General features: G+C 31.0%; 21 protein-coding genes. 14 read left to right on the forward strand and 7 right to left on the reverse strand.

What is annotated here, in order from left to right; genetic code table 11:
- Nucleotides 1-197: 197 nt before the first annotated feature.
- Complete coding sequence (locus ACYX4H_RS12930) at nucleotides 198-722, forward strand: hypothetical protein (RefSeq protein ID WP_476236702.1); 525 nt, start codon at nucleotides 198-200, stop codon at nucleotides 720-722.
- A 1-nt stretch (nucleotide 723) separates the two neighbouring features.
- On the opposite strand, the gene ACYX4H_RS12935 is transcribed toward ACYX4H_RS12930, so the two are convergent.
- Entirely contained in the window at nucleotides 724-1,440 is a 717-nt protein-coding gene (locus tag ACYX4H_RS12935; protein WP_476236703.1) for a hypothetical protein, read from the reverse strand.
- A gap of 105 nt (nucleotides 1,441-1,545) precedes the next feature.
- Nucleotides 1,546-2,154 (reverse strand): acyl carrier protein phosphodiesterase, encoded by a 609-nt coding sequence (locus ACYX4H_RS12940; RefSeq protein WP_476236704.1) that lies wholly within the window; start codon nucleotides 2,152-2,154, stop codon nucleotides 1,546-1,548.
- Between the two features lie 131 nt (nucleotides 2,155-2,285).
- Here ACYX4H_RS12940 and glmM point away from each other — a divergent pair, with 131 nt between their 5' ends.
- Both glmM and ACYX4H_RS12950 read left to right on the forward strand, forming a co-directional pair.
- Nucleotides 2,286-3,674 carry a phosphoglucosamine mutase gene (glmM, locus tag ACYX4H_RS12945; protein WP_476236705.1) on the forward strand — a complete coding sequence of 463 codons (1,389 nt, stop codon included), beginning with the start codon at nucleotides 2,286-2,288 and terminating at the stop codon, nucleotides 3,672-3,674.
- Between the two features lie 102 nt (nucleotides 3,675-3,776).
- Complete coding sequence (locus tag ACYX4H_RS12950) at nucleotides 3,777-5,306, forward strand: sulfatase family protein (RefSeq protein ID WP_476236706.1); 1,530 nt, start codon at nucleotides 3,777-3,779, stop codon at nucleotides 5,304-5,306.
- A 3-nt stretch (nucleotides 5,307-5,309) separates the two neighbouring features.
- Here ACYX4H_RS12950 and ACYX4H_RS12955 read toward each other — a convergent pair whose 3' ends face one another.
- Entirely contained in the window at nucleotides 5,310-6,191 is an 882-nt protein-coding gene (locus ACYX4H_RS12955; RefSeq protein WP_476236707.1) for a lysophospholipid acyltransferase family protein, read from the reverse strand.
- 91 nt (nucleotides 6,192-6,282) lie between these two features.
- Here ACYX4H_RS12955 and ACYX4H_RS12960 point away from each other — a divergent pair, with 91 nt between their 5' ends.
- From ACYX4H_RS12960 to cmk, 4 genes are all read left to right on the forward strand, one after another.
- The gene (locus ACYX4H_RS12960; protein ID WP_476236709.1) at nucleotides 6,283-6,930 is read left to right on the forward strand and encodes a rhomboid family intramembrane serine protease; all 648 of its coding nucleotides are present in this window, start codon (nucleotides 6,283-6,285) and stop codon (nucleotides 6,928-6,930) included.
- A 174-nt stretch (nucleotides 6,931-7,104) separates the two neighbouring features.
- On the forward strand, nucleotides 7,105-9,555 hold the full coding sequence (gene lon / locus ACYX4H_RS12965; RefSeq protein ID WP_475296261.1) for an endopeptidase La: 2,451 nt from the start codon (nucleotides 7,105-7,107) through the stop codon (nucleotides 9,553-9,555).
- Nucleotides 9,556-9,679: 124 nt separating this feature from the next.
- Nucleotides 9,680-10,699, forward strand: a complete 1,020-nt coding sequence (porQ, locus tag ACYX4H_RS12970) for a type IX secretion system protein PorQ (RefSeq protein WP_476236711.1) — start codon at nucleotides 9,680-9,682, stop codon at nucleotides 10,697-10,699.
- 71 nt (nucleotides 10,700-10,770) lie between these two features.
- A complete protein-coding gene (cmk, locus tag ACYX4H_RS12975) occupies nucleotides 10,771-11,466 on the forward strand; it encodes a (d)CMP kinase (RefSeq protein ID WP_476236712.1) in 696 nt (231 codons plus the stop codon).
- Between the two features lie 64 nt (nucleotides 11,467-11,530).
- On the opposite strand, the gene ACYX4H_RS12980 is transcribed toward cmk, so the two are convergent.
- The 3 genes from ACYX4H_RS12980 to ACYX4H_RS12990 all read right to left on the reverse strand — a co-directional run bounded on the left by ACYX4H_RS12980 (nucleotide 11,531) and on the right by ACYX4H_RS12990 (nucleotide 14,385).
- Nucleotides 11,531-12,688 carry a carboxypeptidase-like regulatory domain-containing protein gene (locus ACYX4H_RS12980; RefSeq protein ID WP_476236713.1) on the reverse strand — a complete coding sequence of 386 codons (1,158 nt, stop codon included), beginning with the start codon at nucleotides 12,686-12,688 and terminating at the stop codon, nucleotides 11,531-11,533.
- A 6-nt stretch (nucleotides 12,689-12,694) separates the two neighbouring features.
- Nucleotides 12,695-13,852, reverse strand: coding sequence for a carboxypeptidase-like regulatory domain-containing protein (locus ACYX4H_RS12985; RefSeq protein WP_476236715.1), 1,158 nt, complete (start codon nucleotides 13,850-13,852; stop codon nucleotides 12,695-12,697).
- 152 nt (nucleotides 13,853-14,004) lie between these two features.
- Nucleotides 14,005-14,385, reverse strand: coding sequence for a LysM peptidoglycan-binding domain-containing protein (locus ACYX4H_RS12990; RefSeq protein WP_476236716.1), 381 nt, complete (start codon nucleotides 14,383-14,385; stop codon nucleotides 14,005-14,007).
- Nucleotides 14,386-14,714: 329 nt separating this feature from the next.
- Between ACYX4H_RS12990 and rpsA the strand changes: the two genes are divergently transcribed.
- The 5 genes from rpsA to ACYX4H_RS13015 all read left to right on the forward strand — a co-directional run bounded on the left by rpsA (nucleotide 14,715) and on the right by ACYX4H_RS13015 (nucleotide 19,500).
- A complete protein-coding gene (gene rpsA / locus ACYX4H_RS12995) occupies nucleotides 14,715-16,550 on the forward strand; it encodes a 30S ribosomal protein S1 (RefSeq protein WP_476236717.1) in 1,836 nt (611 codons plus the stop codon).
- Between the two features lie 172 nt (nucleotides 16,551-16,722).
- Nucleotides 16,723-17,262 (forward strand): bifunctional pyr operon transcriptional regulator/uracil phosphoribosyltransferase PyrR, encoded by a 540-nt coding sequence (gene pyrR, locus ACYX4H_RS13000; RefSeq protein WP_476236719.1) that lies wholly within the window; start codon nucleotides 16,723-16,725, stop codon nucleotides 17,260-17,262.
- A 63-nt stretch (nucleotides 17,263-17,325) separates the two neighbouring features.
- Nucleotides 17,326-18,255: an aspartate carbamoyltransferase catalytic subunit gene (locus ACYX4H_RS13005; RefSeq protein WP_476236720.1), complete on the forward strand. Its 930-nt coding sequence runs from the start codon at nucleotides 17,326-17,328 to the stop codon at nucleotides 18,253-18,255.
- Nucleotides 18,256-18,257: 2 nt separating this feature from the next.
- Nucleotides 18,258-18,590 (forward strand): ribonuclease Z, encoded by a 333-nt coding sequence (locus ACYX4H_RS13010; RefSeq protein ID WP_476236721.1) that lies wholly within the window; start codon nucleotides 18,258-18,260, stop codon nucleotides 18,588-18,590.
- Between the two features lie 4 nt (nucleotides 18,591-18,594).
- The gene (locus ACYX4H_RS13015) at nucleotides 18,595-19,500 is read left to right on the forward strand and encodes a ribonuclease Z (RefSeq protein ID WP_476236722.1); all 906 of its coding nucleotides are present in this window, start codon (nucleotides 18,595-18,597) and stop codon (nucleotides 19,498-19,500) included.
- Here the strand turns inward: ACYX4H_RS13015 and ACYX4H_RS13020 are convergent.
- Nucleotides 19,490-19,915 (reverse strand): hypothetical protein, encoded by a 426-nt coding sequence (locus tag ACYX4H_RS13020; protein ID WP_475296272.1) that lies wholly within the window; start codon nucleotides 19,913-19,915, stop codon nucleotides 19,490-19,492. The two genes, ACYX4H_RS13015 and ACYX4H_RS13020, sit on opposite strands and share 11 nt — an antisense overlap.
- A gap of 148 nt (nucleotides 19,916-20,063) precedes the next feature.
- Between ACYX4H_RS13020 and pdxH the strand changes: the two genes are divergently transcribed.
- Both pdxH and ACYX4H_RS13030 read left to right on the forward strand, forming a co-directional pair.
- A complete protein-coding gene (gene pdxH / locus ACYX4H_RS13025) occupies nucleotides 20,064-20,711 on the forward strand; it encodes a pyridoxamine 5'-phosphate oxidase (protein ID WP_476236723.1) in 648 nt (215 codons plus the stop codon).
- Nucleotides 20,712-20,876: 165 nt separating this feature from the next.
- The gene (locus tag ACYX4H_RS13030; protein WP_475296274.1) at nucleotides 20,877-21,371 is read left to right on the forward strand and encodes a CAP domain-containing protein; all 495 of its coding nucleotides are present in this window, start codon (nucleotides 20,877-20,879) and stop codon (nucleotides 21,369-21,371) included.
- Nucleotides 21,372-21,454 lie beyond the last annotated feature (83 nt).

The following is a 21,454-nucleotide window of genomic DNA, read 5'->3' on the forward strand; positions in this document are numbered from 1 at the left end:
TGAATGTTCTTATTCATTTTTAATATAATAAAAGCGCAAATACCGTATAAATTAAGGGGTTGTTATTTTAATGTTATTTTTAAAATTTTAACGTTTTATTAAGAAAACAGAATAACCAAATTTAACCAAGCAACTATTTTGATATAAAAAAGGTTATTTTATTTTTGAAATTATAATAACAACTAAAAACAAGACAAATGAAATTATTAGGAATAGGCTCTAGAATAAACCATAACGATTACGGAAAAGGTGTTATAACTAATGTGACATCTCAACATTATTGGGTGACATTTATTGAAAACGGATTAGAAACTATTGATTTAAATAGTGATTTTGAAGTTATAGAAGCTGCGCATGATGATGTTGATACAGTTAGTTTTTTAGATGTTGAAACAAGTTTGGTAAATATTTTAAAAAAATGGAGTGATGCTACAGAAGTTGTTACCATTGCCGATAAATACAAAGGAGGAACACTAATTTTACAACCAGCAGATGATAATTTGAAACCGTATGAATTACCTATTGATAAGTTTTTTCATAAAATAACAATGGTAAGAGATAGATTGCGAGTTATGGAACAACGTGTTAATGCCAGCGATTTAGATGCGCAACAAAAAATAGATTTACAACAATACATTACAAGAATTTACGGTAGTTTAACCAGTTTTAATGTGCTTTTTAAATCTGATAGCCATAAGTTTGTTGGCCAAAAAAGTAAGTAATTTACTTTACACCTTCAATATCGGTAATTTCAATACCTAAAAATAATAATTTATGAAACGTGGGCACTTGTGCGCCACTTTGTGTGGTAGTCCAATCTGCCCATGAAGCTTCTAAGCCATCAATGGGTAAAATGGAAGTCCACATTTTAAAGGCTTTGGGTTTGTAATTTGTATCAAGCATCCATAGGTAAGAATCACCTGGTGTGCTACCGCCTGTTGTGTAAGTAACTAACAAACCTTTTTCATTATTAGGTAATGTTACAAGTTTGCGTTGTACACCTTCATCAAAAACTTTGTATGGTGCAAAAACCCAAAAAGAATCATTATTATAGTATTTAACTGCTTTTTCAATAAGGTCGTTGGCTAAATCGCCATCAACTTTAAAACTATGTACGTAAGCTGTATGTTTTTTAGGATTATTTAAATTTAAAACAACTTTGTATTCTTGCCACAATACAGCACATTCATTAGTTGTTTTATTCCATTTGTAATGGTGTCTTTGTTTAAAAGTCCATTCAAAATTAGCGGTATTTTTATAAGCTTCAAAATTTAAAGCTTTAAGCATTTTATGGGCTAGGGCATCAGCTTCAACACCTGTTGTTCCTTGTGGTAAATCTTCATTATACTTAAAGTATAAAAAGCCAAAAAGAAGTAAACTTGGCAGTGTAAAAAATATAATGACACCAATAATGACTTTAAATAATTTCTTTAATTTCACTGTAGAATAGGGAGTTAAGTGATTTTTCTTTAAAACTAATTTATTAAATACATTTCATTTTAAAAAAGAAAAAAGATAAACGGATAAATTAAAGGTACTAAAAAGCTATTTTGCAGTTTGAAATTGTATTGATATTTCTTCAAGTTTCTCTTCTGAAAAAATAATTAGCTCTTTAAAAAAAGACGTGAATTCAACTTCAAATTCATTGTAAAACATATCTAGTTCAACAATAGCTTCATTCATTTTTGCCCTGTTTTTAGTTCTTTTATTCATGCCATTTAAAACCTTAGCAATACCACTGGTGGTAGCATAGCTTAACAACCAATTATCTGTTATTAAATAAGGCATCATATTTTTTATTCGAGTGGGAAGTAACTCGTAATGTTCATTCAAATTATTGTAAAAATTGGCTGTATAAATTTCAAGAGGTGTGTTTGAATAGTTACTCCAGTTTTTTGCTAAAAAATGATCATAAAGTATATCTACAATAATACCAGAATATAAGCCATATTTTTTTTGAAGTTTTTTTTTGCTGGCTTTTACAGTTTGGTGCGTATCAGTAAAAAAATCAATTTGTCTGTGCAGTAAAATACCAATTTGTATGGGTGTTGGGTATGTAGTGTATTTTTTTCCTTTAATACTATCGGCTATAAAATTGCCAATTTGTACAAGATTGTTGTTGCCAGATAGGTAGATGTGGGCTAAATAATTCATTCTTTAAACTTACAAATAATTACACAAACTAATTATGTAATGTTCTGTAAATATCATGTTCTTATTTTTTTAAGTTTAATTAAAATACAAGCTAAAAAAATTATGTACGTTTGCAAAAACTACTAATAATTATGACATTAATAAAATCAATATCAGGAATTAGAGGCACTATAGGCGGAGCAATAGGTGAAAATTTAACCCCAATTGACGCTGTTAAATTTGCAGCAGCTTACGGTGCTTGGGTAAAACAAAACAGAAAAAAAGACAACTACACAGTTGTGGTTGGTAGAGACGCAAGAATTTCTGGTAAAATGATACAGAATTTAGTAATGAACACATTAATAGGCCAAGGTATTAATGTGGTTAATTTAGGGTTATCTACTACACCAACAGTTGAAGTTGCTGTACCAATGGAACATGCCGATGGCGGTATAATACTTACAGCAAGCCACAACCCAAAACAATGGAATGCACTTAAGTTATTAAATGAAAAAGGTGAATTTTTAGATGCTGATGAAGGTGCTAAAATACTTGAGTTAGCCGAAAGTAACACCATTAATTTTGCTGATGTAGATAGCTTAGGAAAAATAACTAAAAACGATGCCTATATAGATTTACACATTATTGAGGTGTTAGATTTACCTTTAGTAACCGTAAAACCTATTGAAGAAGCTAATTTTACAGTTGTTGTTGATGGTGTAAACTCAACCGGAGGTATTGCAATACCTTTATTATTAGAACGTTTAGGTGTTGAAGTTATTAAACTATATTGCGAACCAAACGGGCATTTTCCACACAACCCAGAACCTTTAAAAGAACATTTAACCGATTTATCTGAGGCTGTAAAAAAACATAATGCCGATTTTGGTATAGTGGTAGATCCTGATGTTGATAGATTAGCCTTTATGGATGAAAACGGAAATATGTTTGGCGAAGAATACACTTTAGTAGCTTGTGCAGATTATGTTTTGAGTAAAACACCAGGAAACACAGTAAGCAACATGAGCTCAACAAGAGCTTTACGCGATGTAACTGAAAAACACGGAGGAACCTATGAAGCAAGTGCTGTAGGCGAAGTGAACGTTGTTAAACTAATGAAAAAGAATAAAGTAGTTATTGGTGGCGAAGGTAACGGTGGTATTATTTATCCATCATCACATTACGGGCGCGATGCATTGGTTGGTGTAGCGTTATTTTTAAGTTTATTAGCCGAAAAGAAAATGACGGTTAGTGAGTTAAGAAACACGTATCCTAGCTACTTTATGAGCAAAAAGAAAATTCAATTAACACCAGAATTAGATGTTGATGCTGTATTAAAAACCATAGAAAACAGATATCAAAATGAACAAATAACAACCATTGATGGTGTAAAAATAGATTTCCCAGAAAATTGGGTGCATTTACGTAAAAGTAATACAGAACCTATTATTAGAATTTATACTGAGGCAAAATCACAAGAAGAAGCCGATGCTTTAGCTAATAAATTTATTACTGAACTTAGTGAAATAGCAGGTATTTAAAATGTTGTATTAGTAAAATAATATCGAAATTATGTAAATATTGGTCGTTTATAAAAACGGCCTTTTTTATGTTTAAATTTACCTAAACCATCAATTATAACTATGATTTTTAAAAACTACTTATTTTACATTATAGCTTGTTTTACAATTGTTTTTACATCTTGTAATTCAAAAAAAAACAAGTCACTAAAAACTGAAAAACCAAACATAGTTTTAATAATTGCAGATGATGTTAGTTGGGATGATACACAACCTTACGGCCACCCCAATGTAAAAACACCACATTTAAATAAAATGGCTAATGAGGGCATGCTTTTTACAGAAGCTTTTTTAACAACAAGTTCATGTAGCCCAAGTAGAACAAGTATTGTTTCAGGGTTATACCCGCACAATACTGATGCCGAACAATTATCATGGCCTCTGCCAGAAAACAAAAACACCTTTGTGCAGGCTTTAAAAGACGCAGGATATTGGACAGGTTTAGCTGGTAAATATCACATGGGTGATCCTGTAAGAGATGATTTTGATACACTTTTAGAAATGCAATGGATTGATGCTCCAATTGGATTAGACAGACGATTAAAAGGTGATGGTAGCGGCTGCGATGAATGGATTAAACTTTTAAAAGAAAGACCAAAAGACAAACCTTTTTTTACTTGGCTAGCTTCTTTTGATGCACATCGTCCGTTTTACGAAGGTATTAGCGACAATCCATACAGTCCTGATGAGGCCGTAATTCCACCTTACATGCCAGAAACTGAAGCATCAAAAAAAGATTTCGCTTTGTATTATGATGAAATTGCTAGAATGGATGATTATATAGGAAAAGTAATGGCAGAACTTGAAGCCCAAGGTGTTGCTGAAAATACGGTTGTATTATTTATTTCAGACAACGGAAGAGCTTTTCCTAGAGATAAAACCACCTTGTATGACGGTGGTATTAAAACACCATGGATAATTAAATGGCCAGCAAATATAAAACCGGGCACTGTAAACACTAATTTGGTTAGTTCGGTTGATATTGCACCAACATTTTTAATGATGGCAGGAATAAACCCACTGCCAGAATTTGAAGGTGTTAACTTATTGCCAACATTAAAAGATACTACTAAAAAGGTTAGAGATTATGTGTATGCTGAAGATCATTTTCATGATTTTGAAGATTATACACGTGCTGTTAGAAACAAAAAATACAAGTACATTAAAAACTATTATACAGATTTGCCAAACACACCTTCTGCTGATATTATTAGAGACTTAACATGGAAAAGTATGAAAGAAGAACGTGATAAAGGTACTTTAACCGAAGCGCAAATGCATTGCTTTAAAATACCAAGACCAGAGGAAGAGCTATATGATATAGAAAAAGACCCATATGAGCTAAATAATTTAGCCCAAAACAAAGATTATGATTTTATTTTAAATGATATGCGCATGAAACTAAAAACCATGCGTGAAACCACAAACGATTTTTTACCAACTCAAAGAACACCTGATGATTTTGTTAGAGAAACAGGCTATCCTACAAAATATAGAATACGTCCAAGACCATCAAAAGCAGTGTATATGAAAGCCAAAGAAGAAGGACGGGTTTTAATGAATCCAGATTTTGTAGATACAACACCTAAATAATTATTATTTAGGTTCTTTACCACGGTGTTTCCATCTTCTATGTGTCCATAAATAGTATTCAGGAGCTTCATGAAGTTGTTCTTCAACACGTTCTAAAGCAATGTCTGTAATTTCATAATTTTTAAGGTCTTTTGGGGTGTTTGTAATTGTTGAAAAAGTAGCTTCATAATACCCTCTTTTTACCTTTTTTACCTTTAAAAACACGGTAGCCATATCTAGTTTTTTTGCTAGTATTTCGGCACCCACATGTACTGGAACTCTTATTCCCATAAATTCTTTCCAATGTAGGGCTTTACGTAACAATGGAGATTGGTCAAAAACAAAACCATTAAGCGTTAATTCATTATTTTTTTTAGCCTCAATAAGTGTTGTAAATGTTTTTTTAGTAGTAATTAAGTGGCTATTATATTTTGCTCTAATGCGCTTTATCAGTTTGTCAAAATATTTATTACTTAAAGCTTTATAAACGGCGTAACCTTTATACTTAATATGTGTTTGCAAAATAAAAATCCATTCCCAACTAGCATAATGTCCCATTAATAAAACAATGCTTTTATTCTGTTTTTCAAGTTGATGAATTATATCTAAATTGGTAAAAACATAGCGTTTTTGCATCTCAGCTTCAGAAATACTAATAGATTTTATAGCCTCTACCATCATATCACATAAATGATGATAGAATTTTTTTCTAATTGTAGCTATTTCTTTTTCTGATTTTTCAGGGAAAGCAAGTTTTAAATTATTTGTTACAACCTTTGTTCTGTAACCAAAAATACGATAGAGTATAATATAAATACCGTCTGAAATTAAATAAAGTAATTTAAAAGGCAACTTAGAAATAAACCATAATAGCGGATAAACAATAATATAAATTATAAATTGCATGAATTAATTTTACATTTGTAGCCGCAAAAGTACGTGTTTTTGTTTTTACAAAATAAAAATAAAGTGTTTTCATTTTAAACGTTATCACATTATGAATCTAGATATAATAACAATTGTAATTATTGCAGCCAATGTAGTGGTGTCATTAAAAGGTTTTAATGATTATGGTTTTTTTGATAAGTACAAATTTCATGTTGGCGGTATACAGCGTGGTGAGCAAATACGCATGTTTAGTTCTGGTTTTTTGCATGTAGATATGCAACATTTACTTTTTAACATGATTACGCTGTTTTTCTTTGCAAACATTGTTATAGATTTTTTGGGTAATGGTGGTTTTATTTTAGTGTATTTAGGCAGTTTAATTTTAGGGAATTTACTATCACTTTATTTTCATAAAAACGAATACCATTATAGCGCTGTGGGTGCTAGTGGTGCAGTAACAGGTGTTTTATACGCAGCTATTTTACTAAGGCCAGAAATGAGTTTGTATATGTTTTTTATTCCCATACCAATTCCGGCATATGTTTTTGGTATAGGCTATTTATTATACTCAATTTATGGTATGAAAACACGTTTGGGAAACATTGGGCATGATGCGCATTTTGGCGGAGCAATTGGTGGTTACATACTCACGTTATTTATGGCATCGTGGTTGTTTGAACGCAATTTACTTATGGTAATATTACTGGCTTTACCAATTGTATTATTATTTGTTTTAAAACGTGCAGGTAAGCTTTAATACTTCAAAGTTTTGTATCTAGTTATAACGAATGGCATAAGTATTGACCTTATTACTGTGTAATATCAACAAGTGTTTTGTTAAGTAATTGATATTTAAATAATTAATAGTTTTTGCTAATTAAAAAAATGAAGTTAATGTGTTTAATTATGACATATTGACTTGAAAATATATATGAAAAAATCTAATTTTATAACACTAGACAGTTTGTCATTTCAGGAATTCGATGAAAATTCAGAGTTAATTCCACTAATGACACCAGAAGATGAAGAGGCCATAAATAATGAAGCGTTGCCAGAAACATTACCTATTTTATCTTTAAGAAATACCGTATTGTTTCCTGGTGTAGTAATACCTATAACTGCAGGCAGAGACAAATCAATAAAACTTATAAACGATGCCAACAAAGGCAGCAAAGTTATTGGTGTTGTGGCGCAAAAAGACGAATCTGTTGAAAACCCTTCATCAAAAGATATTCATGAAACTGGTACTGTAGCGCGTATTTTACGTGTTTTAAAAATGCCCGATGGCAATGTAACTGTTATTATTCAAGGTAAAAAACGTTTTAAAGTAGCCGAAGTGCTTACTGAAGAACCTTACATGAATGCCACTATTAGAGACTTACCAGAGGCAAAACCTGCAGTAAACAATGAAGAGTTTACAGCCATTATAGAGTCTATAAAAGATTTAGCTTTAGAAATCATTAAAGAAAGTCCTAATATTCCAAGTGAGGCTTCTTTCGCTATAAAAAATATTGAAAGCAATTCGTTTTTGGTAAATTTTGTGTCTTCAAACATGAATTTATCGGTTACTGAAAAACAATCACTTTTAGAAATAAACGATTTAAAACAACGTGCTTTGGCTACATTAAAACATATGAATGTAGAATTCCAAAGACTTGAGCTTAAAAACGATATTCAATCTAAGGTGCAGATGGATATGAGCCAGCAACAGCGCGAGTATTTTTTACACCAACAAATTAAAACTATTCAAGAAGAATTAGGCGGTGTAAGTCATGACGAAGAGATTGAAGACATGAAAGCCAAAGCCCAAGAAAAACATTGGGATGACAAAGTAGCTAAGCATTTTGAAAAAGAAATAGCCAAACTACAGCGCATGAACCCGCAAGTGGCCGAATATTCAATTCAACGTAATTACTTAGAGCTGTTTTTAGATTTACCTTGGAATGAATTCAGCAAAGATAAATTCGATTTAAAACGCGCCAAAAAGATATTAGACAGAGATCATTACGGTTTAGATGATGTGAAAAAACGTATTATTGAATACTTAGCGGTTTTAAAGTTAAGAAATGATATGAAATCGCCAATTTTATGTCTTTATGGTCCTCCAGGAGTTGGTAAAACATCTTTAGGAAAATCTATAGCCGAAGCGTTAGGGCGCGAATATGTTAGAATTTCTTTAGGTGGTTTACGTGATGAAGCTGAAATTAGAGGTCACAGAAAAACCTACATAGGCGCTATGCCAGGGCGTATTATTCAAAGTTTAAAAAAGGCAGGCACATCAAACCCTGTGTTTGTTTTAGATGAAATTGATAAATTATCAAACTCGCATCAAGGAGATCCTTCTTCAGCAATGCTTGAAGTTTTAGACCCTGAACAAAATAGTGAGTTTTATGACAACTTTTTAGAAATGGGCTATGACCTCTCAAAAGTTATGTTCATTGCTACATCAAACAGTTTAGCAACCATTCAACCTGCATTGTTAGACCGTATGGAAATTATAAATGTAACAGGTTATACTATTGAAGAAAAAGTAGAAATTGGTAAACGTCATTTACTTCCAAAGCAATTAAAAGAACACGGTTTAAATACCGATAATCTTAAAATAGGAAAACCACAACTAGAAAAAATTGTTGAAGGTTATACAAGAGAATCTGGTGTGCGTGGTTTAGATAAACAAATAGCTAAAATGGTGCGTTTTGCAGCAAAAAACATAGCTATGGAAGAAGATTACAACATAAAAGTAACAAATGACGATGTTATTGATGTACTAGGAAGCCCTAAATTAGAGCGTGATAAATACGAAAATAACAATGTTGCTGGTGTTGTAACTGGGTTGGCATGGACACGTGTTGGTGGTGATATTTTGTTTATTGAATCTATTTTATCTAAAGGAAAAGGTGCTTTAACAATTACAGGTAACCTTGGTAAAGTCATGAAAGAATCGGCTACCATTGCCATGGAATATATAAAATCTCATGCTGATGAATTTGGTATAAACCCTGAAGTTTTTGATAAGTATAATGTGCATATTCACGTACCAGAAGGTGCTACACCTAAAGATGGGCCAAGTGCGGGTGTAACCATGTTAACATCATTAATTTCATTATTTACACAGCGTAAAGTAAAAAAGAGTATAGCCATGACAGGAGAAATTACTTTACGTGGTAAAGTACTGCCAGTAGGTGGTATAAAAGAGAAAATTTTAGCAGCAAAACGCGCAAGAATAAAAGAAATTTTACTTTGCGAAGATAATAAACGTGATATTGAAGAAATAAAACCTGAATATTTAAAAGGTTTAACATTCCATTACGTGCAAGATATGAGTGATGTTATTAAAATAGCACTCACAAACCAAAAAGTAAAAAATGCTAAAAAACTTTAGTAAGTAATATTTAAAATTAAAAATGTCATTTTAAACCTACTGTTTATAATGACATTTTTTTATGAAATAAAAAAAACATAGTATCGTTTTTAAGATAGATTTACGTTATTTGTACGGTAAATATATGTTTAGAAAAATTATCACGTTTTATTGTTTGTGTTTTTGCTCTTTAATTTTTGCACAAATTGGAGGCGAACACACGTATCAATTTCTAAATTTAATATCTTCTCCAAGACAAGCTGCTTTAGGCGGAAAAGTACTAACCAATGTAGATTATGATGTAACACAAGCCTTATATAACCCAGCAACAATTAATGTTGAAATGGATAACCAATTGGCCGTAAATTACACCAGTTATTTAGGCGGCATAAGTTATGGTACTGCTGCATATGCTTACACTTTAGATAGAAGAACACAAACATTTCACGCAGGTGTAACATATATAAATTATGGCTCTTTTGATGGGTATGACGAACAAGGAAATGCCACAGGAACTTTTTCAGGAGGCGAAGCCGCTTTGTCATTTGGTTATGCTCGCCAAATTGGATATTCAGATTTTTATTTAGGCGGTAATTTGAAATTGATAAGTTCAAAATTAGAACAATACACATCATTTGGTGCAGCCGTTGATGTTGGTTTAATTTATATAAATGAGTATTTAGATTTTAATGCCGCTTTAGTAATTAGAAACCTTGGTACACAAATTACAACATATGCTGGCTTGCAAGAAACATTACCTTTTGAAGTAAGCTTGGGCTTATCACAACGTTTAGAAAATGTGCCAATTCGTTGGCATGTAACTTTAGAAAATTTGCAGCAATGGCCTATTGCAGCATCAAATCCGGCAAGATCTACAAGCGATTTAAACGGTAACCAATCCAATGAAAAAGTGGGATTTCTGGGGCAGGTTATTAGGCATACAATTTTAGGAGCCGAATTATTTCCTGAAGGCGGATTCAATATTAGATTAGGCTATAATTTTAGAAGAGGTGAGGAGTTGCGTATTGTAGATCAGCGTAATTTTTCAGGTTTATCTGCTGGTATTTCTATAAAAATGAATAAAATGCGTTTTAGTTATACACACGCTAAATACACAAGTGCAGCCAATTCAAATTTCTTTGGCTTACAAATAGATTTAAATTAATAAACTCAGTTAAGTACTTTGGTTATTTATTTTTATAAAATTGAAGTATTTTTGTATTTCAAATCTAAAAAATGAACAAAATAACCATTGCAATTGATGGGTTTTCATCAACCGGAAAAAGTACGGTAGCTAAACAAATAGCAAATCATTTAGGGTATATTTATGTAGATTCTGGTGCAATGTATAGAGCTGTTACGCTTTATGCAATGCAAGAAGGGTTAATTTTAAAAGATGATTTTAATGTTGAAGCATTAATTTATCAATTAGATAAAGTAAATATTAGCTTTACTTATAATGAAGATTTAGGTTTTGCTGAAGTTTATTTAAACGGAATTAATGTTGAAAAAAAGATAAGAACTCTTGAAGTTTCAAGTTTTGTTAGTAAAGTAGCTGCAGTATCTGAAGTCAGACAAAAATTAGTAACAATTCAGCAACAATTAGGCAAAGATAAAGGTGTTGTTATGGATGGACGCGATATTGGTACCGTAGTGTTTCCTAATGCTGAATTAAAGTTATTTATGACAGCATCTGCCGAAACTAGAGCGCAAAGGCGTTACAAAGAACTTACAGATAGAGGTGATGATATAACGTATGAAAACGTACTTAAAAATGTGCAAGAACGTGATTATTTAGATTCTACAAGAAAAGATTCACCACTAATAAAAGCAGATGATGCTATTGAAATTGATAACTCAAATTTATCACTTAAACAACAGTTTGAAAAAATTTTGATGTTAGTTAAAATGACTTTAGAAGATACGGAGTGATTTTATAAAATAACTTAATTACATAGAAAAGGCGAAGATTAAAAACTTCGCCTTTTTTAGGTTATTACTTATTTACTAATTTATATTGTGTTTCTAAAGGAACACCAAATAAACCTTCTAATTCGGTTTTAATTTGTTTATAAAATTTGGTGTCTGGAGGCATAACTAAATTATTCCAGAATTCAGGGTTGTATTTTACATCTAAATCATTAACATCTTTTTCTACGCCATAAGGTATTACCTTTATTTTCTTTTTATCTGTTTCAACGTTTAGTACAAAAGCTTCAGATTTATATTGTAAAGTTTCTGCTGGTGTACCCAGTAATTCTTTAGGAATTTTATCTTTTGGAAATTTCCATGAATTTCTGTAGTAGCTTAATACCATTTTTCCATTAGTATGTTTTTTATAAATATAAAGTGAGTTTCCTCGTTCTATTCTATAAACGTTATTATTGTTTACACCAATGTATATTTTTATTTTTTCCCAATCATAAACATTACTTTGGCCTTGCAGTATTACAACATCTTCACCATCATAAGAAGAATCTCCTATTTTTTTCCAAGAAAACTTTTTTAAGTTTCTGGCATGTTGAGAAGCCATAGGCCTAAATGGGTTAAGCTCAAACATACCTTGTATGGGGTGTCTCCATTGTTTTCTTTTCCAGTATCTGTAATCGGCAGATTTTCTTGCTTCTGCTATTTCTACTTGCCCCATGTAATATGCAGGACCTCTATCTCTAATTTTTATATAATTTTCAACAAAAAATTTAGCTTTATTTTCTTCAGTTGAAGAAGCTCTATATAAAATCTCTAATAAATGTGGCTTACTAATTGTGTTGTCTTTTAAAGATTTAATAGCATTTAGTGCGTAATCTTTTGGTGCTAATAGTGTAACTGCATCAAGTTCTGTAATAGTTTCAACTAAAATAATTTCTTTTTTTTCAAGCTTTAAAAAATCTTCAACAACTATTTTATAAGGGTTATAACCTAAACTAGATACAGATATGGTGTCTTTAAGTTCATTTTGTGTTATAGAAAAAGCAAATTCACCATCTTCGGTACTTGCTGTACCAATGTATTTTTCAACAATACCAACAGCAACAAAGGGAACGGGTTCATTAAATTCATCTAAAATAATACCTTTTATTTCTGTTTTTTGTTGTGCATGTGTATGTATAAAACCTATTAAAAACAAGGTTAGTACGTAAAATATTCTTTTCATATAATTTTAATTATTAATTAATTCGTATTGTTTTTCTAACGGTACACCGTAATTACTTTCTAATTCTTTTTTAATTTTTTTGTAGAATTCCGTATCTGGAGGCATGCTAAGATTGTGCCAAAAATAAGCATTGTATGGTACATTGATTTCTCCCATGTCTGTATCGCCTCCAAAAGGTTTTACTTTAGATTTTTTCTTGTCAACTTCAACTTTATAAATAAACGCTTCAGATTTGTATGAAATAATCTTAGCATCAGTATTCCAGTATTCTCTTGGTATTTGGGTTTTGTTATTTTTTGAGTTCCAGCCCCACTCAGATGAATAATAACTTAAATACAACTTGCCATTTACATGTTTTTTGTACAAGTATAATGATTTTCCTTTTTCAATTTTATAAATTCCGTAGTTATCTACACCAATGTATAATGTTATTTTTTCCCATTTTTTCTTTGGGTTTGTACCTTCTAAAATTATAACATCTTCACCTTCATATGATGTGTCTCCTGTTTTTTTCCAGCTAAACTTTTTAAGGTTAGGTTGTTTTTCTGAAGGCCTCAAGGGGTTTCCTGTAGCCATGTAATTAATATTATGTGTCCATTGTTTACGCTTCCAAACTCTATAATCTGCAGATTTTCTAACTTGTGAAACTTCAATTAAGCCTAAAGGGTAAGCGGGACCTCTATCACGAATTTTTATATAATTTTCAACAAAAAATTTAGATTTTCCACTTTCGGTAGCAGCTCTTCTATAAAGCATTTCAATTTTGTGAGGGTCACTTAAAGTATTTTGCTTTAAATATTTGAGAGCATTTACAATATATTCACTTGGTGATAATAATTTAATAATATCAAGTTCTGTTACAGTTTCTTTTAAAATTATTTCTTTTTTCTCTAGTTTTAAATAATCTTCAACCTTTATTTTAAAAGAGTCAAAACCTAAGCTTGATACACTTAAACTATCCTGAAGTTCGTTTTTTGTTACTAAAAATGAAAAACCACCATCTTCAGTACTTGCTGTTCCTATATATTTTTCAACAATACCAACCGCAACAAAAGGTACGGGTTCATTAAATTCGTCTAAAATAATACCTTTAATTTCTATTTTTTGTTGTGCAAATAATAGAAAAGGTAGTATTAAAAATAAATACGTAATTTTTCTCATCATAAGTAATTAGTTTTAAGTTTTAGTTTTTGTGGTTTTTTACATTTAATTAAACGAAAAGTTTTGTAATAAAAAAATGCGTGCTTCAAAAATACTTTTAAAGCACGCATTTAAGTAAAACTTATGTTTTTATATATACAATAAAAGTACTTTTATTATAGGTTTGGTATAACCAACTCTTGGTCTGGGTGAATTACATCTGGGTTTTTTAAAATGTTTGTGTTTGCTTCAAAAATTTCTTTGTATTTCATGGCATCTTTGTAGTAATGCTTAGCAATTTTACCTAGAGTTTCGCCACTTTTTACTATATGTCTGTGGTACACAGTTTCATCGGCTACTTTAATATCGGCCATGATATCTGCTGGATTTTCACCGCCAATTTCCTTAATCTTATCCCAAATTAAGTTTTTTTCGTATTGGGTGTTTGCTGTTCCAAAAACTTTAAGAACATCACCTTCAATTTGTACATCTCCGTTTTGAATGTTTAAAGTTTCTCCTAAATCTAAAACGTCTTGGTATTTTGCTTTTACTGCCATGTTTAAAAAATTTGTATTAATGTTAAGGTTAAATATAATTAAATTTATTAGGTATAAACCAATTTTATAATTTATGTTTCTATTAATTAAGACACATTATTTTGTGTTAAGTCACAAAATATTATGAGTTCATTTTTAGGTAATTAGGTTAAAAATAGTTATTTTTGCACTCCTTTTAGCAAATTGTGAAAAGATAAAAGGGCTGAAACACTAGTAAAATTAACACTTCTGTGTGTTATTTGCTTAATTCTTTTCAAGCATACAGAATACAAATTACAATGTGTATTTATTTACAATAATAATAAATAAAACCATTGTTTACTTATTAAATGGCTGAAGAAGCAAAAAATCCTGAAGTTGAAACTCAAGAAACTTCAACTGTAAAAGAAGCTCCAGTAGTATCTGAAGCACAAGCTAATCCTGAAAAATTTTTAAAAGACTTTAACTGGCACAATTACCAAGAAGGTATTGATGAAGTTGACGGTAAACAACTTGAAGAATTTGAAAAATTAGTAGCTGAAAACTTTGTAGACACTTTAAATGATGAAGTTGTTGAGGGTACAGTAGTTCACATTTCTGATAGAGATGCAATTATTGATATCAACGCAAAATCTGAAGGTGTAATTTCATTAAACGAGTTTCGCTACAACCCTAACTTAGCAGTTGGTGATAAAGTAGAAGTATTAATTGATGTACGTGAAGATGCTACAGGACAATTAGTATTATCTCACAGAAAAGCAAGAGTAATCAAAGCATGGGACCGCGTAAATGCAGCGCATGACACAGGTGAAATTGTTAACGGTTTTGTAAAATGCAGAACTAAAGGAGGTATGATTGTAGATGTTTTTGGCATTGAAGCATTCTTACCAGGATCTCAAATTGACGTTAAACCAATTAGAGATTACGACCAGTATGTAAATAAAACTATGGAATTCAAGGTTGTAAAAATCAACCACGAGTTTAAAAACGTTGTTGTTTCTCATAAAGCACTTATTGAAGCTGATATTGAAGAACAAAAGAAAGAAATCATTGGTCAGTTAGAAAAAGGTCAAGTACTAGAAGGTGTTGTTAAAAACATTACATCTTACGGTGTATTTATTGATCTTGGTGGTGTAGATGGTTTAATTCACATTACAGACTTATCATGGTCTAGAATTAACCACCCTAACGAAATTGTTGAGTTAGATCAAAAATTAAATGTTGTAATTCTTGATTTTGATGAAGATAAATCTAGAATTCAATTAGGATTAAAACAATTAAGCAAACACCCTTGGGAAGCATTAGCTGAAGAGGTTAAAGTAGGTGATAAAGTAAAAGGTAAAGTAGTTGTAATTGCAGATTACGGTGCATTTATTGAAGTTGCTGATGGTGTTGAAGGTTTAATTCACGTATCTGAAATGTCATGGTCTACACACTTACGCTCTGCACAAGATTTCGTTTCTGTAGGAGATGAAGTTGAAGCAGTTATCTTAACTTTAGATAGAGAAGAGCGTAAAATGTCTTTAGGTATTAAGCAATTAACTCCAGACCCATGGACAGATATTACTACTAAATACCCATTAGGCTCTAAACACACAGGTATTGTACGTAACTTTACTAACTTTGGTGTATTTGTTGAATTAGAAGAAGGTATTGACGGGTTAATTTATATCTCAGATTTATCTTGGACTAAGAAAATTAAACACCCAAGTGAATTCTGTGCTGTAGGAGATAAGTTAGATGTTGTTGTTTTAGAATTAGATGTTGAAGGACGTAAATTATCTTTAGGTCACAAACAAACAACTGTAAACCCTTGGGATAAATACGAAACTGAATTTGCTTTAGATACAACACACTCTGGTGCAATTGAAGAATTAGTAGACAAAGGAGCAACAGTTAAGTTTAACGAAGATATAGTAGCATTTGTACCTTCTAGACATTTAGAAAAAGAAGACGGAAGCAAATTATCTAAAGGTGAAACTGCAGATTTCAAAATTATTGAATTCAACAAAGAATTTAAACGTGTTGTAGCATCGCATACAGCAATATTTAGAGAAGAAGAAGCTAAAAATGTAAAAGCTGCCGCTAAAAAAGCTGCCGCTGCTGCTGCTGAAGCTAAACCAACTCTAGGTGATGCTAATGATGCTTTACAAGCTCTTAAAGATAAAATGGACGGAAAAGCATAATTAATAATTTTTTTCATTTCTGTAAAAACAGAAATTCATTTATAAACTTTAAAAAGCCTTCAAGAAATTGAAGGCTTTTTCTATTTAAAACATATAGTTTCTTAAACAATATAATCTTTCAACTTCTAAAATTTTACACTACATTTGTTCTCCAAACCGTTTGGATTAGTATATGAGTCAAAAAGTTTTACTAAACACAAAAGAAGTAAACATCATTCTTCACCGATTGGCTTGTCAACTTATTGAAAAACATAACGATTTTTCAAACACCGTTTTAATTGGTTTACAACCAAGAGGCGTTTATTTGGCAAACAGAATTTCTAAAATACTTAAAAATCAATACAACGTAAAAAACGTTAAACAAGGCCAATTAGATATTACATTTTATAGAGATGATTTTAGAAGAGGAGACAAACCGCTAAAAGCAAACACAACTCAAGTAGATTTTCTTGTTGAAAATAAAAATATTGTGTTCATTGATGATGTTTTGTATACAGGCCGAAGCATAAGAGCCGCTTTAACAGCTATACAATCATTTGGCAGACCAAACGAAATTGAGCTGCTAACCTTAATTGACAGGCGTTTTAGTAGGCATTTACCCATACAACCTAACTACAGAGGCAGGCAAGTTGATGCCATTAATAATGAAAAAGTAATAGTACATTGGCAAGAAAACGAAGGAGAAGATGCCGTGTATTTAATTGAAAAATAATACGTTTTTGGTTTTTATTGTGAAGCATTTTAAACTAAAAACATTAAAATTTAAGTAAATAAAATGAGCGAATTAAGTGTAAACCACTTATTAGGAATAAAATATCTTAAGCCAAAAGATATTGATCTAATTTTTGAAACGGCAGATCATTTTAAAGAAGTGATTAATAGGCCTATAAAAAAAGTACCTTCGCTTAGAGATATTACAATAGCAAACCTGTTTTTTGAAAATTCAACCAGAACAAAATTATCGTTTGAATTAGCCGAAAAACGCTTATCTGCCGATGTTATAAACTTCTCATCAGGGCAATCTTCAGTAAAAAAAGGAGAAACACTTATAGATACTGTAAACAATATTTTATCAATGAAAGTTGATATGGTTGTTATGCGTCACCCCAATCCGGGAGCAGGTATATTTTTATCTAAACACGTAAAGGCAAGCATTGTAAATGCAGGTGATGGCGCACATGAACACCCAACACAAGCCTTGTTAGATTCATATTCTATAAGAGAAAAATTAGGCGATGTAGCTGGTAAAAAAGTGGTTATTGTGGGCGATATTTTACACAGCAGAGTGGCGCTTTCAAATATATTTGCTTTACAATTACAAGGTGCCCAAGTTATGGTTTGTGGCCCAAAAACACTATTGCCTAAATATATTAGTGAATTAGGTGTAAAAGTAGAAACAAACCTGCGTAAAGCGTTAAATTGGTGTGATGTAGCCAATATGTTGCGAGTGCAAAATGAACGCATGGATATTAGTTATTTCCCTTCAACCAGAGAATACACACAACAATTTGGTGTAAACAAAGCCTTTTTAGATTCTTTAGATAAAGAAATTACAATAATGCACCCAGGACCAATTAATAGAGGTGTTGAAATTACTAGTGATGTGGCAGATTCTAATCAATCCATCATTTTAAATCAAGTTGAAAACGGCGTAGCCATAAGAATGGCCGTAATTTATTTGTTAGCCTCAAAAATAAAACAATAGCTATGATTTTTGATCAAAAAGAAAATACAACCATAATAACACAAGAAAAAGCTACCGTTATTGAGTTGGTTAAAAAACTTCAGGCGTTATACCCAAAGTATAAAAATAATAACGTAATTATTAATTTAACAACGTTAAAGCCTATAAAGCTAGAAGAACTTATTGAGTTTTTACAATTATCAAACACGCACAGAGCTGCTAAACATTCGTTTATAATAGTTACTAATAAAGTAAATTTTGATGAAGTTCCAGATGAAATTGTTGTAGTGCCAACATTACAAGAGGCTTATGATATTATTGAAATGGAAGAAATGGAACGCGATTTAGGCTTTTAACCTTATGAAATTAACTATTTTAGGCTGTTACAGTGCCACACCAAGAATTTTAACCAATCCTACCTCTCAAGTTTTAGAGATGCGCGGAAATATGTTTTTAATTGATTGTGGTGAAGGTACACAAGTACAACTTAGAAAACATAAAATAAAGTTTAGCCGCATAAAACACATATTTATATCGCATTTACACGGCGATCATTTTTTTGGTTTAGTTGGCGTAATTTCAACGTTTAGGTTGTTAGGTAGAGAAGCAGATTTGCATATTTATGGACCTAAAGGCATTAAAGAAATAATTACCTTGCAAATGAAGTTGGCAGATTCTTGGACCAATTATAAGCTCATTTTTCATGAACTTACAGAAACCAATTCGCAATGTATTTTTGAAGATGATAAAGTTGAAGTTCATACCATTCCTTTAAATCATAGAATATATACAAACGGTTTTTTATTCAAAGAAAAAGAAGGCGACAGAAAGTTAGATATTAACGCTGCAACAGATGCTAATATTGATGTTGCATACTACCGCAAACTAAAACAAGGTTTTGATATAGTTAATGAAAACGGTGATACTATTAAAAATGAAACGGTAACTAAACCTGCCAAAAAACCTAAAAGTTATGCCTTTTGTAGTGATACTATGTACAAAGAAGATATTGTACCTATAATACAAAATGTAGATGTGCTGTATCACGAATCTACTTTTTTAGAAACCCAAGCACATTTAACAGAGCGTACCAAACATTCAACAGCTAAAGAAGCCGCAACCATTGCTAAAAAAGCAAATACTAATACATTAATTTTAGGGCATTATTCAACACGATATAAAGATATAAATGACTTTAAATTAGAGGCAGAACAAGTTTTTAATAATGTTGTGTTGGCTCAAGATGGTAAAGTTTTCAACTTTTAAGCACCACAAGTTCTTTTAAATTTGAAATCCATTCAATAGCTTCGTTTAAACTTTCGCAACGTTTAATACTTTTATTTGTAATCATTTTTTCAATAGAAGCATTACCAAAAGCCAAATCACTGTATAAAACAAAAGCACTAGCGGTAACAAAATTATATTCAGCATCAATTTTATTAAAACATTGCGGGTTAGTAGAGTATGAGTTAATTCTGTTAGCAATAAAACCTATTTTTGAATGTTCACCATAAAAACTAACCAAATCTTCCATTAACGCTTTTAACAAACTATAATCAATATGTACACCTTCATTAATTTCGGCTACATAAAAATTTTCACAAAGGTAAAATGTACCAAAAGATAAAACATGTTTATAGCTGTTGTTGTTTTTAAAATAATTAGTAGTTTCGAAGCGCATAATACAAACAATTAATTTGAGTATTTTTAAAATTTGAGAAGAGGTTTATAGCAATAATGGCTTCAAAAAATAATCCTATACACTAATATACAATATTTTACATTAATATTAATTATAATAAAAAGTAAAGTTTGTGTTAATTTAATTTATGGAAAACGATTTAAGTAATTACAGAAAATCTTATGAAAAAGGAGCTTTACTTTTAGCCGATGCTCCAGAAAACCCAATGGAATTATTTCAAAAATGGTTTTTTGAAGTTGATGCCTTTTTTACAGAAGATGAAAATAACGCCATGACAATTTCAACAATTGGTTTAGACGGTTTTCCTAAAAGTAGGGTAGTACTACTAAAAAAATATACTTTTGAAGGGTTTATTTTTTATACCAATTATTTAAGTGAAAAGGGTAAAGCCATTGAAAAAAATCCAAATGTATGTTTATCTTTTTTTTGGCATAAAGCCGAAAGACAAGTTATAATTAAAGGAAAAGCCAGTAAAATTGCCGAAAACCTAAGTGATGGTTATTTTGAGTCTAGACCAAGAGGCAGCCAATTAGGGGCATTAGTTTCAAACCAAAGTGAAGTTATAGAAAGCAGGAGTTATATTGAAAACAAACTTATAAACTTAGAAAAAGCCTACGAAGGTAAAGAAATACAAAGACCGGCACATTGGGGTGGTTATATAGTCAAACCTGTTGAAATTGAATTTTGGCAAGGTAGACCAAACAGATTGCATGACAGAATACGATATCAATTACAGGAAGATTATAACTGGCTTATAAATCGACTATCTCCTTAAAATATCGTTTAAAAGCTTTTTTTTAACATTTTAGACTATTTTTAATCGATTAAATACATATTTTTGCGATTAAACACATGTTTTTAATCGATTTTAACATTTCATTAACACTTTATAAGTAGGTTAACCTTAAATTTATAATACCAAATCTAAATTTACCTACTTATGAAGTTATTAGCTAAACTGCCAACATTGGCATTGTTTGCTGTATTGTGCGTTTCTTGTGCCACAGACAGTATTGACGATAAAGTTGAATTGTTAGAATTAAGTACCGTAACCCCACAAACTAAAACTATAGAAATTGAAGTTTTAGAACACATTAACAATCACCGGTTATCTATAGGCTTAAATCCTTTACAAGATTTACAAATTATTAAATCTGTTGCTTTTACACACACAGATTATATGCTTGATACAGGCGATGTGTCTCATCATAATTTTTTTACTAGGAGCGATTATTTAAAATCGAATGCTGGCGCAAAATCTGTTTCTGAAAATGTAGCTTATGGCTATAGTTCTGCCGAAACTGTTGTTAAAGCTTGGTTAAAAAGTGAAGGCCATAGAGCAACAATTGAAGGCGATTTTACAAATTGTGATATTTCAGCTGAACAAAACGACAAAGGGCGTTGGTATTTCACCAACATCTTCATTAAAAAATAACGTTGCATTATACCCTATAATGGTTACGTAAACCCATAACCTTTTATGTTTAAATAATCGTATGGCAAATAGGCACGCTATAT

This window comes from Seonamhaeicola sp. ABD4_340 (assembly GCF_056312135.1).

What these genes read in the sequence shown, in the direction of transcription:
- ACYX4H_RS12950 (WP_476236706.1), top strand. Translation starts at nt 3,777, where the DNA reads ATGATTTTTAAAAACTACTTATTTTACATTATAGCTTGTTTTACAATT.
- ACYX4H_RS13020 (WP_475296272.1), bottom strand. Translation starts at nt 19,915, where the DNA reads ATGCGCTTCGAAACTACTAATTATTTTAAAAACAACAACAGCTATAAA.
- ACYX4H_RS12985 (WP_476236715.1), bottom strand. Translation starts at nt 13,852, where the DNA reads ATGATGAGAAAAATTACGTATTTATTTTTAATACTACCTTTTCTATTA.
- glmM (WP_476236705.1), top strand. Translation starts at nt 2,286, where the DNA reads ATGACATTAATAAAATCAATATCAGGAATTAGAGGCACTATAGGCGGA.
- ACYX4H_RS12930 (WP_476236702.1), top strand. Translation starts at nt 198, where the DNA reads ATGAAATTATTAGGAATAGGCTCTAGAATAAACCATAACGATTACGGA.
- ACYX4H_RS12960 (WP_476236709.1), top strand. Translation starts at nt 6,283, where the DNA reads ATGAATCTAGATATAATAACAATTGTAATTATTGCAGCCAATGTAGTG.
- ACYX4H_RS12990 (WP_476236716.1), bottom strand. Translation starts at nt 14,385, where the DNA reads ATGGCAGTAAAAGCAAAATACCAAGACGTTTTAGATTTAGGAGAAACT.
- ACYX4H_RS12955 (WP_476236707.1), bottom strand. Translation starts at nt 6,191, where the DNA reads ATGCAATTTATAATTTATATTATTGTTTATCCGCTATTATGGTTTATT.
- ACYX4H_RS13015 (WP_476236722.1), top strand. Translation starts at nt 18,595, where the DNA reads ATGAAATTAACTATTTTAGGCTGTTACAGTGCCACACCAAGAATTTTA.
- ACYX4H_RS12980 (WP_476236713.1), bottom strand. Translation starts at nt 12,688, where the DNA reads ATGAAAAGAATATTTTACGTACTAACCTTGTTTTTAATAGGTTTTATA.
- ACYX4H_RS12940 (WP_476236704.1), bottom strand. Translation starts at nt 2,154, where the DNA reads ATGAATTATTTAGCCCACATCTACCTATCTGGCAACAACAATCTTGTA.
- lon (WP_475296261.1), top strand. Translation starts at nt 7,105, where the DNA reads ATGAAAAAATCTAATTTTATAACACTAGACAGTTTGTCATTTCAGGAA.
- porQ (WP_476236711.1), top strand. Translation starts at nt 9,680, where the DNA reads ATGTTTAGAAAAATTATCACGTTTTATTGTTTGTGTTTTTGCTCTTTA.
- cmk (WP_476236712.1), top strand. Translation starts at nt 10,771, where the DNA reads ATGAACAAAATAACCATTGCAATTGATGGGTTTTCATCAACCGGAAAA.
- pdxH (WP_476236723.1), top strand. Translation starts at nt 20,064, where the DNA reads ATGGAAAACGATTTAAGTAATTACAGAAAATCTTATGAAAAAGGAGCT.
- ACYX4H_RS13010 (WP_476236721.1), top strand. Translation starts at nt 18,258, where the DNA reads ATGATTTTTGATCAAAAAGAAAATACAACCATAATAACACAAGAAAAA.
- rpsA (WP_476236717.1), top strand. Translation starts at nt 14,715, where the DNA reads ATGGCTGAAGAAGCAAAAAATCCTGAAGTTGAAACTCAAGAAACTTCA.
- ACYX4H_RS13005 (WP_476236720.1), top strand. Translation starts at nt 17,326, where the DNA reads ATGAGCGAATTAAGTGTAAACCACTTATTAGGAATAAAATATCTTAAG.
- pyrR (WP_476236719.1), top strand. Translation starts at nt 16,723, where the DNA reads ATGAGTCAAAAAGTTTTACTAAACACAAAAGAAGTAAACATCATTCTT.
- ACYX4H_RS13030 (WP_475296274.1), top strand. Translation starts at nt 20,877, where the DNA reads ATGAAGTTATTAGCTAAACTGCCAACATTGGCATTGTTTGCTGTATTG.